This window comes from Allokutzneria multivorans (assembly GCF_039537405.1).
In the GTDB taxonomy this organism is placed as follows: domain Bacteria; phylum Actinomycetota; class Actinomycetes; order Mycobacteriales; family Pseudonocardiaceae; genus Allokutzneria; species Allokutzneria multivorans.
In genome coordinates, this window is record NZ_BAABAL010000005.1 from 968104 (window position 1) to 984329 (window position 16226).

At 71.4% G+C, this 16226-nt stretch carries 14 protein-coding genes; 10 read left to right on the forward strand and 4 right to left on the reverse strand.

All coding sequences use genetic code 11. The annotated features are described in order from the left end of the window. Nucleotide 1 precedes the first annotated feature (1 nt). The 8 genes from ABD798_RS08550 (at nucleotide 2) to ptsP (ending at nucleotide 8659) form a co-directional block, all read left to right on the forward strand. Entirely contained in the window at nucleotides 2–988 is a 987-nt protein-coding gene (locus ABD798_RS08550) for a LacI family DNA-binding transcriptional regulator (RefSeq protein WP_344872935.1), read from the forward strand. Next, nucleotides 985–2583, forward strand: a complete 1599-nt coding sequence (locus tag ABD798_RS08555; protein WP_344872403.1) for a sugar ABC transporter ATP-binding protein — start codon at nucleotides 985–987, stop codon at nucleotides 2581–2583. Before ABD798_RS08550 ends, ABD798_RS08555 begins: the two co-directional genes overlap by 4 nt. Then, nucleotides 2580–3548 carry an ABC transporter permease gene (locus tag ABD798_RS08560; RefSeq protein WP_344872405.1) on the forward strand — a complete coding sequence of 323 codons (969 nt, stop codon included), beginning with the start codon at nucleotides 2580–2582 and terminating at the stop codon, nucleotides 3546–3548. Before ABD798_RS08555 ends, ABD798_RS08560 begins: the two co-directional genes overlap by 4 nt. A 28-nt stretch (nucleotides 3549–3576) precedes the next feature. Next, nucleotides 3577–4521, forward strand: a complete 945-nt coding sequence (locus ABD798_RS08565) for a substrate-binding domain-containing protein (RefSeq protein ID WP_344872408.1) — start codon at nucleotides 3577–3579, stop codon at nucleotides 4519–4521. 40 nt (nucleotides 4522–4561) lie between these two features. Next, the gene (locus tag ABD798_RS08570; protein ID WP_344872410.1) at nucleotides 4562–5491 is read left to right on the forward strand and encodes a substrate-binding domain-containing protein; all 930 of its coding nucleotides are present in this window, start codon (nucleotides 4562–4564) and stop codon (nucleotides 5489–5491) included. Next, the gene (locus ABD798_RS08575) at nucleotides 5488–6384 is read left to right on the forward strand and encodes a ribokinase (protein WP_344872412.1); all 897 of its coding nucleotides are present in this window, start codon (nucleotides 5488–5490) and stop codon (nucleotides 6382–6384) included. Before ABD798_RS08570 ends, ABD798_RS08575 begins: the two co-directional genes overlap by 4 nt. Then, a complete protein-coding gene (gene rbsD, locus ABD798_RS08580) occupies nucleotides 6381–6770 on the forward strand; it encodes a D-ribose pyranase (protein WP_344872414.1) in 390 nt (129 codons plus the stop codon). The genes ABD798_RS08575 and rbsD overlap by 4 nt, the downstream gene beginning before the upstream one ends. A gap of 239 nt (nucleotides 6771–7009) precedes the next feature. Continuing rightward, complete coding sequence (gene ptsP, locus ABD798_RS08585) at nucleotides 7010–8659, forward strand: phosphoenolpyruvate--protein phosphotransferase (protein ID WP_344872415.1); 1650 nt, start codon at nucleotides 7010–7012, stop codon at nucleotides 8657–8659. Here ptsP and ABD798_RS08590 read toward each other — a convergent pair. The 3 genes from ABD798_RS08590 to macS are packed head-to-tail and all read right to left on the reverse strand — an operon-like array spanning nucleotide 8656 to nucleotide 11004. Further along, on the reverse strand, nucleotides 8656–9231 hold the full coding sequence (locus ABD798_RS08590) for a DUF1707 SHOCT-like domain-containing protein (protein WP_344872416.1): 576 nt from the start codon (nucleotides 9229–9231) through the stop codon (nucleotides 8656–8658). The genes ptsP and ABD798_RS08590 overlap by 4 nt on opposite strands. Beyond that, nucleotides 9224–9901: a response regulator gene (locus ABD798_RS08595; RefSeq protein WP_344872418.1), complete on the reverse strand. Its 678-nt coding sequence runs from the start codon at nucleotides 9899–9901 to the stop codon at nucleotides 9224–9226. The genes ABD798_RS08590 and ABD798_RS08595 overlap by 8 nt, the downstream gene beginning before the upstream one ends. After that, on the reverse strand, nucleotides 9898–11004 hold the full coding sequence (gene macS, locus ABD798_RS08600) for a MacS family sensor histidine kinase (RefSeq protein ID WP_344872937.1): 1107 nt from the start codon (nucleotides 11002–11004) through the stop codon (nucleotides 9898–9900). Before macS ends, ABD798_RS08595 begins: the two co-directional genes overlap by 4 nt. Before the next feature lie 114 nt (nucleotides 11005–11118). Between macS and ABD798_RS08605 the strand changes: the two genes are divergently transcribed. Then, nucleotides 11119–12321 carry a GGDEF domain-containing protein gene (locus tag ABD798_RS08605; protein WP_344872419.1) on the forward strand — a complete coding sequence of 401 codons (1203 nt, stop codon included), beginning with the start codon at nucleotides 11119–11121 and terminating at the stop codon, nucleotides 12319–12321. 194 nt (nucleotides 12322–12515) lie between these two features. On the opposite strand, the gene ABD798_RS08610 is transcribed toward ABD798_RS08605, so the two are convergent. Further along, the gene (locus tag ABD798_RS08610) at nucleotides 12516–13637 is read right to left on the reverse strand and encodes an AI-2E family transporter (RefSeq protein WP_425549177.1); all 1122 of its coding nucleotides are present in this window, start codon (nucleotides 13635–13637) and stop codon (nucleotides 12516–12518) included. A gap of 123 nt (nucleotides 13638–13760) precedes the next feature. Between ABD798_RS08610 and ABD798_RS08615 the strand changes: the two genes are divergently transcribed. Next, nucleotides 13761–15977, forward strand: coding sequence for a translocation/assembly module TamB domain-containing protein (locus ABD798_RS08615; protein ID WP_344872421.1), 2217 nt, complete (start codon nucleotides 13761–13763; stop codon nucleotides 15975–15977). Nucleotides 15978–16226 lie beyond the last annotated feature (249 nt).

Consider the following 16226-nt stretch of genomic DNA (forward strand, 5'->3'; position numbering starts at 1 on the left):
GATGAAGGACGTCGCACGTCGTGCGGGCGTCTCCACCGCCACCGTCTCCCGCGTGCTCAACGGCCACTCCGCGCCGACCCCCGAGACTCGCGCCAGGGTGCTCGCCGCGGTCGACGCGCTGGAGTACCGGCCCAACGTGCTGGCCAGATCGCTGCGCGTGCACTCGACGCAGACGCTCGGCCTGGTCATCAGCGACCTGCTCAACCCGTTCTTCGCCGAGATCGCCCGCGCGGTCGAGGACGAGGCGCGCAAGCACGGCTACGTGGTGATCTTCGGCAACGCCGACGAGAACGTGGAGCAGCAGGAGCGCTACGTGCGCACGCTGCTCGACCGCAGGGTGGACGGCCTGCTGGTGTGCCCGGCGACCGACGACGACGGCTGGGTCAGCGAGGTCAACGCGCGCAACGTGCCGCTGGTGCTGCTGGACCGTCGCATCGACGTCGGCGGAGCCCCGGTCGTGCACGCGGACGGCGCGGCGGCGCTGCGCGAGCTCGCCGCGCACCTGGTCGGGCTCGGGCACCGCCGCATCGGCGTGATCTCCGGCCCCGAGGACACCAGCACCGGCCGGGAACGGTTGCACGCGTTCAACGACGCGCTCCGCTCGCTCGGCTACCCGGTCGCGCCGGACCTCGTGACGCACGGGGACTTCCGCCGCCGCAGCGGTGCGGACGCCGCGTCGTGGCTGCTCGGACGGCCCGAACCGCCGACCGTGCTGGTCGCGATGGACAACCTGATGGGGCTCGGCGCGCTCGAAGAACTGCGCAGGCTGGGCAGGCGCATCCCGGACGAGGTCGGCCTGGCCATCTACGACGACCAGCCGTGGTTCCCGCTGTTCGAGCCCGCGATCACCGTCGTCGCCCAGCCCACCGAGGAGATGGGCGGAGCGGCCGTGCGGAGCCTGCTCGCGCTGATCAACGGTGAGGAGCCGGAAGAGGTGCACCTCGACGCGCGCCTGGTCGTCAGAGCGTCCTGTGGAGAGCGGCTGTGAGCACGGAACTCCTTCGAGTCGAAGGGATCACCAAGCGCTTCACCGGCGCGCTGGCCCTGTCCGACGTGGACTTCGACCTGCGCGCGGGCGAGGTGCACGTGCTGCTCGGGGAGAACGGCGCTGGCAAGTCCACGCTGGTCAAGGTGCTCGCGGGGGCGCACAGCCCGGACGCCGGGCGGATCGTGGTCGGCGGCGAGGAGGTCCGGCTCGGCTCGCCGCAGCAGGCCGCGAAGCTCGGCATCGCCGTGATCCACCAGGAACTGACGCTGGTGCCGGATCTCTCCGTCGCGGAGAACCTCTTCCTCGGCCGCATGCCCAGGCGCTTCGGCTTCGTTGACCGCGCTCAGATCCGCCGCCGCGCGAGCGACATGCTCGACCGCGTCGGCCTGCGCGTCGACCCCGGCACTCCGGTGCGCGGGCTCGGCATCGCTCAGCAGCAGATGGTCGAGATCGCCAGGGCGCTGGACACCGACGCCAAGGTGCTGGTGCTCGACGAGCCGACCGCCGTGCTCACCGAGACCGAGACCGACCGGCTGCTGGAGATCATGTCCGAGCTGCGCGAACAGGGCGTCGGCCTGGTCTTCATCACCCACCGCCTCGAAGAGATCCGGCGCATCGCCGACCGGATCACCGTGCTCCGCGACGGCGAGAGCGTCGGCGTGCTGCCCGCGGGCGCGAGCGTGGACGAGATGGTCAGCACGATGGTCGGCCGCACGATCTCCGAGCAGTACCCGCGTCGCGCGCAGGAGCCCGGCGAGGTGCTGCTCAGCGTCTCCGGGCTGACCAGGAGCGGCGCGTTCACCGACGTGTCCTTCGAGGTCAGAGCAGGTGAGGTGCTCGGGGTTGCCGGGCTCGTCGGCTCCGGGCGGACCGAGGTGGCCAGGGCGGTCTTCGGCGTCGACCGCTACGACTCCGGCGAGGTCGTGGTGGCGGGCAGCCGTCCCAGGCGGGGCGATGTGAACGCGGTGATGCGCGCGGGGCTCGGCCTGGTGCCGGAGGACCGCAAGGGCCAGGGCCTCGTGCTGACCTCCAGCGTCGGCGAGAACCTCGGCCTGGTCACGATGCGCGCGGCCACGCGGGGCGGCTTCGTCGACCGCAAGGCGCAGCGCGTGCGGACCTCGGCCATGGCGGGCAGGCTCCGCGTGAAGACGGCCGGTCAGGACCAGTTGGTCCGCGAGCTCTCCGGCGGCAACCAGCAGAAGGTCGTGATCGGCAAGTGGCTGCTGGCCGACGTCCGCGTGCTCGTGCTGGACGAGCCGACGCGCGGGGTCGACGTCGGAGCCAAGGTGGAGATCTACGAGCTGGTCAACGAGCTGACAGACGCCGGGCACGCGGTGGTGCTGATCTCCAGCGACCTGCCCGAGGTGATCGGGATGAGCGACCGCGTGCTGGTCATGTCGGCGGGCCGGGTGGCCGGTGAGCTGGCGGCCGACGAGGCGACGCAGGACGCCGTGATGGCGCTCGCGGTCTCCGAGGCGGGCTGGTCGTACAGGGACGGTTTCTCCGACGAGTGGCGGGAGGCGGAGCGCGACACCCCGCGCCCGGCGCCCTCCGAGGAGACGATCAGGGACACGACGCGGGAGCAGGCGACATGACGACGACCGTTGCCGAACGGGGCCGCAACCGCCCCGACCTGGGCAAGCTGCTGTCGGACAACGGGGCGCTCGGCGGCCTCGTGGTGCTCGTGGTGGCCCTGTCGATCATGGCGCCGACCTTCCTCACCCCGCAGAACCTGCTCAACGTCGGCGTGCAGGCCGCCGTGGTCGCGGTGCTCGCGTTCGGGCAGACCTTCGTGATCGTCTCCGGCGGCATCGACCTCTCGGTGGGCAGCGTCGCCGCGCTCTCCGGCATGGTCGCCGCCTGGTCCTTCACCGAGGCGGGGCTGCCCGGCTGGCTGGCGCTGGTCGCGGGCCTGGTGACGGGCCTGGCCGCCGGTCTGGTCAACGGCGTGATGGTCAGCTACGGCAGGCTGCCCGCCTTCATCGCGACCCTGGCGATGCTGAGCGTGGCGCGCGGCCTGACCCTCGTCGTCTCCGACGGCACGCCCAAGTCCACACCTGAGGAGATCACCGCGCTCGGCAGCACGATCGGCGACTACCTGCCGGTCCCGCTGCTGGTGATGCTGCTGGTCTTTGGGCTTACCGGAATCATTCTCACGAGGACCTACGCGGGGCGCACGATGTACGCGATCGGCGGCAACGCCGACGCCGCGCGGCTGTCCGGGATCAACGTGCGCCGGTCCACCCTGGTGGTCTACGGCCTCGCCGGGGTCTTCGCCGCGGTGGCCGGGCTGCTGCTGGCCGGTCGCCTGGCGTCGGCGGGTCCGCAGGCGGCGGTCGGCTACGAGCTGGACGCCATCGCCGCGGTCGTCATCGGCGGGGCCTCGCTCTCCGGCGGTGTCGGACGGGCGACGGGCACCTTCGTCGGCGCGCTGGTGCTCGCGGTGCTGCGCAACGGCCTCAACCAGCTCCAGGTCACCCCGTTCTGGCAGCAGGTGGTCATCGGCGTGGTGATCGCGCTCGCCGTCCTGTTCGACACGCTCCGCCGCCGCACCAAGTGATCTCCACAGGAGAAGGGGCAGTCTCTCGATGAAGAACTCCGGTCGTCGTCGCGGCGCCGTCACCGCGGTACTGGCCGCGACCGCGCTCGCACTCACGACGGCGTGCGATCCCGGCACCACCGGCGACAGCGGCGCGCAGACCCTCTCCATCGCGTTCTCGGTGTCGACGCTGAACAACCCGTTCTTCGTCCAGCTCAGGGACGGCGCGGAGAAGGCCGCCAAGGAGCTGGGCGTGAAGCTGGTCGTCCAGGACGCGCAGAACGACGCCACCAAGCAGATCAACGACGTGCAGTCCTTCGTCACGCAGAAGGTGCACGCGATCCTGGTCAATGCGGTCGAGACCGACCAGTCCGAGCCGATCGCCAAGGCCGCCGCCAACGCGCGCATCCCGCTCGTCGCGGTGGACCGCTCGATCGACGGCACCGTGGTCTCTGAGGTCACCTCGGACAACGTGCAGGGCGGGCAGCTCGCGGCCGAAGCGCTGGCCAAGGCCGTCGGCCCTGGTGACGTGGTGACGCTCCAGGGCATCTCCGGCACCTCGGCCAGCCGCGACCGCGACGAGGGCTTCACCCAGGGCATGGCACTGCGCAGCAGCGTCCGCGTGGTCAGCAAGAAGGGCGCCGAGTTCGACCGCGCCAAGGGCATGGACGTGATGTCCGCGCTCGTGCAGTCGCAGCCCAAGCTCAAGGGCGTCTTCGCGGAGAACGACGAGATGGCGCTGGGCGCGGTGAAGGCGCTCGGCGCGCGGGCGGGCAGGGACGTGATGATCGTCGGCTTCGACGGCACGCCCGACGCGCTCGTCGCCGTGCAGAACGGCACCCTCGCCGCCACGATCGCCCAGCAGCCGCGCGAGCTGGGGCGCCTCGCCGTGGAGCAGGCCGTGAAGACCATCCGCAAGGAGAAGGTCCGGCAGTTGATCGAGGTGCCGGTCAAGGTCGTGACCAAGGACAACGTCGCCGACTTCCGCAACTAGTCGATCTGTTGAAGTTGATCTGTTGAAAGGGACAACCCAGATGAAGCTCACCCGCAGGTCCGCGTTCGCGGCCGTTGCCGTGGCCACCCTCGCGCTGACCGCCGCGTGCGGAGGCGGCGCGGGCAACTCCTCCGGTGGCGAGATCACCGTGGCGCTCTCGGTCTCCACGCTGAACAACCCGTTCTTCGTGCAGCTGCGCGACGGCGCCCAGGAAGCGGCGAAGGCCCTCGGCGTGAAGCTCGTGGTCCAGGACGCGCAGAACGACCCGGCCACCCAGGTCAACCAGGTGCAGACCTTCACGACGCAGGGCGTGAAGGCGATCATCATCAACGCGGTCGAGTCCGACCAGGCCACACCGGCGGCCAAGGCGGCGGAGAACGCCAAGATCCCGGTGGTCGCCGTCGACCGCGCGGTGAACAACGCCAAGATCGCCTCGCAGATCGCCTCCGACAACGTCGCGGGCGGCAAGCTCGCCGCCGAGGCGCTGGCCAAGGCGATCGGCGGCGCCGGTGACGTGGTGGTGCTCCAGGGCACCCCGGGCACCTCCGCCGCGCGCGACCGCGGTCAGGGCTTCGCCGACGGCATCAAGGCCAGCGCGGGCATCAAGGTCGCCGCCCAGCAGGCCGCCGACTTCGACCGCAGCAAGGGCCTTGAGGTCACCACCAGCCTGCTGCCGACGCAGGCCGCGCTGAAGGGGCTGTTCGCGCAGAACGACGAGATGGCGCTCGGAGCGATCAAGGCGCTGGGCGGTCGCGACGTGAAGGTCGTCGGCTTCGACGCCACCAAGGACGGCCTCGACGCGATCGAGGCGGGCACCATGGCGGCCACCATCGCGCAGCAGCCCCGTGAGCTGGGCAAGCTCGCCGTGGAGCAGGCCGTGAAGGCGGCGAAGGGCGAGCAGGTCACGGCCAAGGTGGACGTCCCGGTCAAGGTCGTCACCAAGGAGAACCTGGCCGAGTTCAAGAAGTGAGCGAGCCGAAGAAGGTCGTGGTCATCGGGTCGGCCAACGCCGACCTGGTGGTCGCGCTGAACCGGCGTCCCGGGCCGGGCGAGACCGTCATGGGCGCCGACCTCGTGGTCTCCCCCGGCGGCAAGGGCGCCAACCAGGCGGTGGCGGCGGGCATGCTCGGCGCCCCGGTCGTCTTCCTCGGCGCGGTCGGTGAGGACGAGCACGGGGAGCTGCTGCTGGGCTCCCTGCGCGGAGCCGGTGTGGACGTCGCCCACGTGGCACGGCCCGACCGGCCCACCGGCAACGCCTACATCATGGTCACCCCGGACGGCGAGAACTCCATCGTCGTCTCCCCCGGCGCGAACTCCGCGGTGGCCGAGGCCGACGTGGACGCGGCGCGCGGTGTGCTCGCGGAGGCGGCGGTCATGGTGCTGTCGCTGGAGATCCCGCTGTCCACGGTGGCACACGCGGTGGCTTCGGCGGCGGAGCTGGGCGTTCGCCCGGTGCTCAACCTGTCGCCGACCGCCGAGCTGCCCGACGAGGTGCTCGCGGCGCTGGACCCGTTGGTGGTCAACGAGCACGAGGCCGCGTGGCTGCTCGGGGCTGAGGGTTCGCCGGAGGATCTGGCGACCCGGTTGCTGGACGTCGGCCCGCGCTCGGTCGTGGTGACCATCGGCGCCAAGGGAGCCGTGGTCGCTGACCGGGCCGGAGTGCACACCGTGCCGTCGCCGCAGGTGAAGCCGGTGGACACGACCGGAGCGGGCGATGCGTTCACCGGTGCGCTCGCGGGAAGGCTCGCCGCTGGCGAAGACCTGGTCGAAGCCGCGCGCTTCGCGGTCCGCGTCGCGGCGACGTCGGTGACGCGGCACGGGGCTCAGCCCTCGTACCCGCGCGCCGACGAGGTGATCGGGTGAGGCGCAGGGGAATCCTGCACGCCGAACTGAGCGCCGCGCTGGCCCGGCTGGGACACACCGACCGCGTGGTCGTCGCCGACTGCGGGTTGCCGATCCCGGCCGGGCCGCAGGTGATCGACCTGGCCTTCACCTTCGGCGTGCCGAGCTTCTTCCAGGTGCTCGACGGACTGCTGGCCGAGCTGGTGGTGGAGGACGCGGTCGTCGCGGCGGAGATCGACTCGGGCAACCCGCCCTGCGCGGCGGCGCTGGCTCAGCGGCTGCCGCAGGCGCGCCGCGTCGCGCACGAGGAGCTCAAGCGGCTGCTCGGCGACGCGAAGCTGGTGGTGCGGACCGGCGAGGCCAGTCCCTTCGCGAACGTCGTCCTGCGGTGCGGGGTGCCGTTCTAGTCGCTCAGGCCAGCAGGAAGGCCAGCGGTGACAGCACCATGGCCAGCAGGACGAGTCCGGCGATCAGGCGGATGCGGCGGGATCGGGTTTCGGTGCTCATGTCGCCGGAGCCTAGGCTGCTGATGACGCAGGGCTGCGCGGTGGTCGCCCTCCGTAACTCTTCCGGGTGACCTGGGGCGATGATTAGTTGCTCCTATGTCGGCATTGACGCTGGTCCGAGGTTCGGTATGGTCTAGACCATGGCAGCGTTGCAGCTCACAGGTGTCGGTGTCAGCCCCGGCAGGGCCTCGGGCCCCGTCGTCCGCGTCGCCGAACCGCTGGGTGAGCCGTCGGCGGTCCCCGCGCCCACCGACGCCGAGGCCGAGGCGGGGCGCATCGCCCCGGCGGCGGCCGCGGTCGCCGACCGGCTCAACGCCAAGGCCGCCACGGTCGAGGGCGACTCCCGTGCGGTGCTGGAGACCACCGCCGCAATGGCCATGGACCCGGCGCTCGCCAAGCAGGCTGCCAAGCTCGTGCGTGAGCGCGCCCTGCCTGCCCCGCGCGCCGTCTTCGAGGCGGCCAACGTCTTCGCCGCCTCGCTCGAAGCCGCCGGCGGCTACCTCGCCGAGCGCGCGCAGGACGTCCGCGACGTGCGGGACCGGATCGTCGCCGAGCTGCTCGGCATCGACCCGCCCGGGGTGCCCGAGCTGGCCGGTCCGAGCGTGCTGGTGGCCCGCGACCTCGCGCCCGCCGACACCGCCGGGCTGGACCCCGCCAAGGTGCTCGCGCTCGTCACCGAGGAGGGCGGCCCGACCAGTCACACCGCGATCCTCGCCCGCTCGCTCGGCATCCCCGCCGTTGTCGCCGTGCGCGGGGTCCTCGCGCTGGAGGCCGAAGGGCTGATCGTCGACGGCGCCACCGGCTCGGTCGAGGTCCCCGACGGCCCGGTCGAAGTGGTCGCCGCCGCAGTGCAGGCCGAGCCCGAGTGGGACGGCGTCGGCCGCACCTCCGACGGCCAGCGCGTCAAGATCATCGCCAACGTCGGTTCCGCCGAGGACGCCGCGACGTCCGTCGCCGCGGGTGCTGAGGGCGTGGGGCTGTTCCGCACGGAGTTCTGCTACCTCTCCGCCACGACTGAGCCGTCCGTCGAAGCGCAGCGCGCCGCCTACGCCAAGGTCCTCTCGCCGTTCCAGGGCAAGCCGGTCGTCGTGCGCACCCTCGACGCGGGCGCCGACAAGCCGTTGCCGTTCCTGACTCCGGAGGACGAGCCCAACCCTGCGCTCGGCGTCCGTGGCCTGCGCATCGGCCGTGAGCAGCAGGGCGTGCTCGACCGCCAGCTGGAAGCGATCGCAGCCGCAGCAACGGATTCCGGCGCTGAGGTCTCGGTCATGGCGCCGATGGTCGCGACGGCCGAGGAAGCCGCGTGGTTCGCCGAGCGCGTCCGCGCCGCCGGGCTGCCCAGGGCGGGCGTGATGATCGAGATCCCGGCGGCTGCCTTGTCCGCCAAGGAAATCCTCGCCGAGGTCGACTTCGTCAGCCTGGGCACCAACGACCTCGCGCAGTACGTCTTCGCCGCTGACCGCATGCTCGGCGCGCTGGCCTCGCTCAACGACCCGTGGCAGCCCGCGCTGCTGCGCCTCATCGCCCTCGTCGGCGAAGCGGGCATCGCGCTGGGCAAGCCCGTCGGCGTGTGCGGCGAGGCCGCCGCGGATCCCGCGCTCGGCTGCGTGCTGGTGGGCCTCGGCGTGACCAGCCTGTCGATGAACGCGGCAGCTCTGGCGCGCGTGGGCTCGACGCTCGGCGGAGTCACCGCGGACGCATGCCGCGAAGCCGCCCGCGCCGCGCTCGCCGCGAAGGACCCCGCCCACGCCCGCGAAGCCGCCCGCGCGGCCCTCGGCACCGTGAGCTAGCTGAAGAACCTTCGCAGACCGCGCTTCTTCTTCGGCGGCGGCAGGATGCTCAGCGAACCCATGCGCAGCGTGCCGGTCAGCACGAAGTGCGGGGTGCCCCGGTGCTCGCCGGGGCCCACCTTGTCGGTCACGGTGGACATCACCGGCGTGAGCTCGTCGATGTTCACCGTCGCGCCGGGCGGCAGCACCAGGGTCGTGGAGCCCGCCGTGCTGTCCAGCTCCACGGTCACCATCGGCTCGGCGATCACCGCCTCGGTGAAGTCCAGGCGGCTGGAGCCGAGATTTCCGCGCAGCACCAACGTTCTCGGCACCACCCACCGCCCGCTGCGCTGCACGGTGGAGCCGGTGTGCCGCAGCTCCAACGAGCCCTTCGCGGCGGCGGTGTCGAGCACCATCCCGGGGATGTCCATCAGCACCGCGTTCAGCTCGGCGCGGACCACGGCCGCCGTCGCGCGGTTGGAGCGCTCGGAGAAGTCGGCCAGCGACAACCTGCCCTGACCGACGGCGCGTTGCAGCAGCCCGAGCACGTGCTCCCGCTCGGCGTCGGAGACGCGGAGGTCGCGGTCACTCATCCGGGTCCCCGTCCAGTCCGTGCTCGATGGCGTAGCGGGCCAGCTCGACCCGGTTGTGCAGCTGGAGCTTGCGCAGCGTGGACTGCACGTGGTTCTCGACCGTGCGGTGGGAGATCACCAGCCGGTCGGCGATCTGCCGCGCGGTCAGCCCCTTGGCGACCAGGCGCAGCACCTCGGTCTCGCGCTCGCTCAGCCTGGGCGTCGCGGGGTCGGAGCCGGGCCCGGTCGCGGCCATCCTCCGGTACTCGCCCAGCACCAGCCCGGCGAGCCCGGCGGTGAACACCGCGTCCCCGTTCGCGGTCCGCCGCACGGCGTCGACCAGCTCTTCGACCGAGGCGGACTTCAGCAGGTAGCCGGAAGCGCCCGCCTTCACCGCCTCCAGCACGTCGGTGTGCTCGCCGCTGGCCGAGAGCACCAGAACCCTGGTCCCCGGCAGCTCGGTGGTGATCCGGCCGGTGGCCTCCACCCCCGTGCTCGTGCCCATGTTCAGGTCCATCAGCACCACGGCCGGTCGCACCGTGCGCGCGATCCGCACGGCCGCGTCGCCGTCGCTGGCGGTCGCCTTGACCTCGAACCCGCGCTCGGCCAGATCCCGCGCCACACCGTTGCGCCAGATCGGGTGGTCGTCGACGACCATCACCGACACCGCGGCTGTCTCCGGCTCGATCATCCCGCTCCCCCTCGCCCCACCTTGATCTCCCACTCGACCCCGTCCCCGGGCGCGGTCAGCAGCGCCAGGCTCCCACCGAGGTCGGTGACGCGCCCGCGGATCGAGCGCGACACACCCATCCGGCCCTCGGCCTCCGCCTCGGCGAGCCGCCCTTCCGGGATGCCGGGGCCGTCGTCCCGCACGCTGAGCACCACGTCCTCGCCCAGGTCCTCCAAGAGCACCCAGGCCCGCGCGTCCGCGCCGGCGTGCTTGTCCACGTTGTTGAGCGCCTCGCGCGCGATCGCCACCAGCTCGGTCGCGGTGCTCGTCGGCATCCGCACCGCCGTCGCGGGCGTCGAGACCTGCACCCGGGGCGTCGCGAGGACCTGGAGCAGCGCTCCGAGGTCGCTCTCGCCGTCGACGCTGGAATCCGGCGGAGCCGCCGCGATCAGCGATCGGAGCGCGACCTCCTGCTCCCCTGCCAGCTGCGCCAGCTCCGCGGTCTCCCCCGTGACCTCCGCGCCGCGCGTGCGGACCCGCGCCAGAACTTGGAGCACGCCGTCGTGGATCGACCGCGCGAGGCGTTCACGTTCCGCCGTCGCGGCTTGCGCCCGCAGCGCCTGGTGCAGCTGCGTCGCGGAGCGCCGCGCGGTGGTCGACGCCATCCCGATCACGAAGCCGACCGCGACCAACAGCATCGAGTCCCTGGCGATGTCGAAGGTGAAGTACCCCCGCACGGCGAAGGAGACCAGCGCGTTGACCGCGCCCGCGAGCAGCCCGCTCACCTGGCCGCCCTGCACCGCCGCCGCGACCACGGAGCTCGCGCCCCACACGGTGGTGATGGTCGGCTGCGGCGTCTCCAGATATGCCCTATCCAGAACGAGCGCGGACAAGCCGATGAGTACGAGGGTGAGCAGGACGTCGACGACGACGATCGGGGCTCGGCGACCGGGCTCCCTGCTGTAGGCGTACGCGGTGAAGACGGTCCAGCCCGCCATCACCCCGAGGACCAGCCATCCCAGCCATTGCCGCTGGTACTCGCCCTGGTGAAGGAGGACTCCCGTGGTGGCGAAGACGAAGGTTCCGACCCGGAACAGCACCGCTCCGCGCCACAGCGGGGCCATGGTCGAAGCCAGGGTCTCCGCTGCTGCCGTGGACGTCGGCACCGCGTTCTTCCTCCTTCATGGGGCTCTGTCGGCTCCGGCCATCCTGCCGCATGCGCCTCGGGGGAGGTTCGCGTGCGCGAGTGGCCGTTGCTGAGCCTGCGCAGGCCGGCGCTGATCTACTGGTGCCTCGTCTACGCCGCGGCCGTCGGGGTCTTCCTGACCAGCTCGCTCGGCGGACCGGTGCCGACCGACGACGAGATCCGCGACTTCGGCGTGCTGGCAGGGGTTTCCGTGCTGGTCGTGGTGGTGACCTCCGCCTGCGACCCGTTCCGCGCGGAGTCGCAGCAGAACCTGTGGGCGGTGCACGTCTCCTACCTGTTGGCGGGCGCCCTGACGCTGCCCAAGAACCTCGTGGTGCTGCTGATGATCGGCCCTGTGCTGCAAGGAGTTCTGGAGCAGCGCCCGGGGCCGCACCGCTGGCTGTTCACCACGTCCGCGACGACGGTCGCCACCTTCGTCGCGTGCATGGTGGCGGGCACGTGCCCGAACCACTACGCGGACAACCTCTTCGGCTCGCTGATGGTCGGCGGGACGCTGCTCAGCACGCGGGCGCTGCTGGTGGGCGTCGGGTTCTGGCTCCGCAAACCGCAAGCGCGGCCGAGCGAGGTCTTCGGTGAGCCGCTGGACGTCGGGGTCGGCGTCGTCGCGGTGTGCACCGGCGTGCTGAGCTCGATGGTGCTGACGGCGAACCCGCTCGCGGTCGTCCTGCTGGCGCCGCCGATGGTGCTGCTCGGCCGTGCGACGCAGCTCGCGCAGTGGCGGCGTTCCGCCCAGCGCGACCCCAAGACCGGCCTCACCAACGCGACGCACTGGAACCGCCTCGCCCGCGCGGAGCTGGTCAGGACGCGGGCCCGGCAGACGACGGCCGCGGTGCTGCTGCTCGACCTCGACCACTTCAAGCGGGTCAACGACGAGATCGGCCACCTCGCGGGCGACTCGGCGCTGGCGGCCGTCGCCGAGCTGTTGCAGGAGGAGGTGCCGCGCCGGGACCTGGTGGGGCGCTTCGGCGGCGAGGAGTTCGTGATCCTGCTGCCCAACACCGACCCGGTCGCGGCGGAACGGCAGGCGGAGCGCATCCGGCTCGCCGTGTCGGGGCTCGCGGTGCCTGCCACCGCGGCCGACGGGCACCCGCACCTGTTGACCGGCTTGACGATCAGCATCGGTGTCGCGACGTCGGCCCGCTTCGGCCACGAGATCGACGCGTTGATGGTTGCGGCCGACTCCGCGCTGCTGAGCGCCAAGAACGCCGGCCGCAACCTCGTCACCCTCGCCTAGCCCCTGTCCTGCAAGTGGTTGAGCACGGCGTCGCCGGGGGGTGGGATGTCTTCAAGACCAGCAAACCCCTCTGTTGATCATCGTTAACCGCCGCAAACCCTGCGGTTGTGCGGGGTTTGCTGTCGTTGGAGACGGTGGGGCTGGGGGTTGGGTGGTCTTGAAGACCGGCGAACCGGATGGCTTCCAGGACAGCCTTAGCCCGCGGGCTCCGCCTCCGCTTCCTCGGGGGCTTCGCGGGGACCGGCGAGCGAGCGGATCGCGGCGCTGAGCACGGCGAGCACCGGGACCGACAGCAGCGCGCCGACGAGACCGGCCAGCGCCAGACCGCCGACGATGGCCACCACGACCGCGAGCGGGTGCAGGTGCACCGCCTTGCCCAGCAGCAGCGGCTGCAGGACGTGGCTCTCCAGCTGCATCACGGCGATCACGATGATCAACACGATCAGCGCGGACACCAGCCCGTTGGCCACCAGCGCGACCAGGACCGCGACGGTGCCCGCGAGCAGGCCACCGACGATCGGGATGAACGCGCCGAGGAAGACCAGTGCGGACAACGGGATCGCGAGCGGGACGCCGACCGCGATCAGGCCGATGCCGATGCCGACCGCGTCGACGACCGCGACCAGCACGGTGGCCTTCACGTAGGCGGACAGCGAGTCGAAACCCTTGGCGCCCGCCACGTCCACGCGGTCGCGGATGCGGGTCGGGACGGCCTTGAGGATGCCGCGCCAGATGCCCCGGCCGTCGTGCAGGAAGAAGATCAGCGTGAACAGCACCAGCAGGAAGCCGGTCAGGATCTCGCCCACCGTCGCCGCGGTGGACAGCGCGCCCGAGGTGATCACCGAGGTGTTCGCCTTCAGCGCCTCGATCGCCTGGTTGATGTAGCCGGTGATGTCCTCCTGCTTGAGGTGCAGCGGCCCGTTGATCAGCCAGTCCCTGATCGTTTCGAGGCTCTGCGTCACCTGCTTCTGGAGGTCCGGGACGCCCTCGATGAACGCGGTCACCACGGACGTCAGCACGCCGATGACCAGCGCCAGCCCGCCGACGAGGACCACGGTCGTCGCGGCCCACCTCGGCACCCGCCAGCGGACCAGTGCCTTCACCGCGGGCCCCATCAGCGCCGACAACAGCAGCGCGATGGCGACCGGGATGACCACGGTGGCGAAGTAGGCGGCGACGTAGCCGAGCACGACGAGCGCGCCCGCGATCACCAGCAGCCGCCACGACAGCGCGGCACTCACCCGAAGTCCGTACGGGATCGGTTCGTCGGCGTCCCGACGGATCGGAGTCGGTTCAATCTGCCTGGGTGCGCTCACGGGGGAAGACGGTAGTGCCAATCGCGCCGCGACGTCCGCTCATCACGGCTTGGTCGTCCGCTCTTCCCACCGGGGCGGCGAACCGGTGAGATCGAACAGGACCAGCAGGGGGCGGAGGAGCACGTGGGCGAGTACGTCAAACCCTCGGACCTGACCGAGGCCGAACGCGAGGTGTGCAGGGCGTTCGGGACGGGGGACCGGCTCGCGCTCCCGCTTCCCGGCAGGACCGATCGCCAGGTCAGGGCCGCCGTGCTGGTCGCGCTGCTCACCGACCTCTACCGGGTCAAGATCACCGGTATCCCCGCGCTGCGGCTGTCCGGTGCCAGGGTCACCGGCACGCTGAACCTGGAGTCGGTCAAGGTCTCCTACCTCGTCGAGCTGGCCGGTTGCGTGTTCACCAACAAGGTCGACGTCCGAATGGCGCAGCTGGCCGGACTGCGACTGCCGGGATCGCGGATGCCCGGGCTCAACGGCAAGAACCTGCGCGTGGACAGCGATCTCGTGCTGGAGGCCGGGTTCACCTGCGACGGCTGCCTCGACCTCACCGACGGCGCTGTGCAGGGCACGGTCCGGCTCGCGGGCGCGGTGCTGCGCAGCCCGCAGGGGCACGCGCTGCTCGGCGCCCGGCTCAACATCTCCGGTTCGTTGCAGGCCACGGCGATGCGCGCGAGCGGCGAGGTCCGCCTGCGCGGGGCCAACGTCGGCGGCAGCATCCACCTCGGCGGCGCCTACCTGGCCAACCCGGAGGGCGACGCGCTGGAGGCCTCCGGCGTCGTCGTCGCGGGCAACCTGTTCTGCGACCGCGACGGCGGGCAGTTCACCACCGAGGGCCGCGTGGTGTTCGCGGGCGCTCGGATCGGCGGCGACGCGGTGTTCTCCGGAGCGCGACTGCGCACCCCGCAGGCGCTGGACCACCAGGTGTTGGTGATGCCGCGCGGGATGGCTGACACGACCGCTTCCCTGGTCGCCGACCGCATCCACGTCGACGGCAACGTGGAGATGGACAACGGCTTCACCGCATCCGGCTCCGTGCGCGTGCCGAACGCGACGATCGGCGGCTACCTCCGGCTCTCCGGCTCGTGCCTCGGTGAGGAGGAGTCGGTCGTCGGTCTCGACGAGCAGGGCATCAAGCCGGTGCAGCGCGTCCCGGTCGCGTTCATCGCAGACGGCATCGAGGTCGGCGGAGACCTGGAGGCGCGCGGCGTCGGCGGTGAGGACGACGCGGCGGCGGGCGAGCGCAACGGCCCGATGTGCGCCTACGGCCAGGTGCGGCTCGTCGACGCGAAGGTGCGCGGCAGCGCCAGCCTCTCCGGTGTGCACCTGCACGGGCCCGGCATCGACTCCCTGTTCGCCGACCGGCTGGACATCGGCGGGACCCTGTTCCTCCGGCACATCCGCGCGACGGGCTCGATCCGGCTGCAGAACGCCAGCATCGGCTCGACCCTGGACTGCACGGGCGCGCACCTGACCAAACCGCGCCTGCGCCCGGACGGCTCGCTCAAGCCGTCGCTGGACGCGCGCGTGGCCATGGTCGGCAAGGACCTCCTGTGCACGCACGGCTTCCTGGCCAGCGGTGGCGTCCGCGTGCGCCTGGTCGAGGTGCACAAGATGGCCAGCTTCACCGGCTCCGTTCTGGGCAGCGAGGAAGCGCGGATCGCGCTCAACGCCTACGGGCTGTCCGCGCAGCAGCTGGTGGTGCGCTTCGCCGAGCCGCCCGCCGGGCGCGTCATCCTGACCAGGGCCACGGCGGTCTCGGTGACCGACGGCGAGTTCCTGTGGGCCTCAACGGGCGGCGTCGACCTGGAGGACTTCCGGTTCGAGGCGATCACCGCGACGCCGGAGGTCAGCGTCCGCACCAGGGTCAAGTGGCTGCGGCGGGTCATCCCCGACTTCGCGCCCGGACCCTACGACCTGTTCGCCACCTTCTACCGGCGCTCCGGCCACGAGGAGCGCGCGGTGCGGGTGCTGCTGGAGAAGCAGCGCAGGCGGCACTGGGAGCTGGGCCTGGCGGGCAAGCTCTGGGGCGCGATCCAGGAGTGCACGGTCGGCTACGGCTACCGGCCCTGGCTGGCGATGATCTGGATCGCGCTGTTCTGGCTGGCTGGCGGCCTGTGGTTCGACGACCACCGGATGTCCCGGCTGGACGACGGGCAGAACCCGGAGTGGAACCCGTGGCTGGTCTCGGCCGATCTGCTGCTGCCGATCATCAACCTCGGCCAGGACAACATGTGGGCCTACACCGGCACCTCGCAGTGGGTCTCCGGCGGTCTGGTGGCCCTCGGCTGGGTGCTCGCGACCACGGTCGCGGCCGGTGCGACGCGGGTGCTGAAGAGGAACTGAGCGAAGGCCTCGAAATGTGTCTAGAGAGATTAGTCTAGATAACCTTTGTTCGAGGCTTCGAAATACCTCCGTTGGCCAATGTTGATCACCTGCGAATTCCAAATCGGGTTGCTCGGGGTTGTTGGAAATGCTGGTGATCTGGACCACACTCGTCCATTAACCCGATGGTGGCATAAAGCGCGGCGCTACTCGCTTTCGGCGTTGTGCGCCTGACAGAGTTCAGCTCGTCGACAACGACACCAAGATCTG

Bases quoted from the DNA above. Each gene is read 5' to 3' on its own strand.
- ABD798_RS08595 (WP_344872418.1), bottom strand. From the start codon at position 9,901: ATGATCGAGCCGGAGACAGCCGCGGTGTCGGTGATGGTCGTCGACGAC.
- ABD798_RS08590 (WP_344872416.1), bottom strand. From the start codon at position 9,231: ATGAGTGACCGCGACCTCCGCGTCTCCGACGCCGAGCGGGAGCACGTG.
- ABD798_RS08550 (WP_344872935.1), top strand. From the start codon at position 2: ATGAAGGACGTCGCACGTCGTGCGGGCGTCTCCACCGCCACCGTCTCC.
- ABD798_RS08565 (WP_344872408.1), top strand. From the start codon at position 3,577: ATGAAGAACTCCGGTCGTCGTCGCGGCGCCGTCACCGCGGTACTGGCC.
- ABD798_RS08560 (WP_344872405.1), top strand. From the start codon at position 2,580: ATGACGACGACCGTTGCCGAACGGGGCCGCAACCGCCCCGACCTGGGC.
- ABD798_RS08570 (WP_344872410.1), top strand. From the start codon at position 4,562: ATGAAGCTCACCCGCAGGTCCGCGTTCGCGGCCGTTGCCGTGGCCACC.
- macS (WP_344872937.1), bottom strand. From the start codon at position 11,004: ATGGCCCCGCTGTGGCGCGGAGCGGTGCTGTTCCGGGTCGGAACCTTC.
- ptsP (WP_344872415.1), top strand. From the start codon at position 7,010: ATGGCAGCGTTGCAGCTCACAGGTGTCGGTGTCAGCCCCGGCAGGGCC.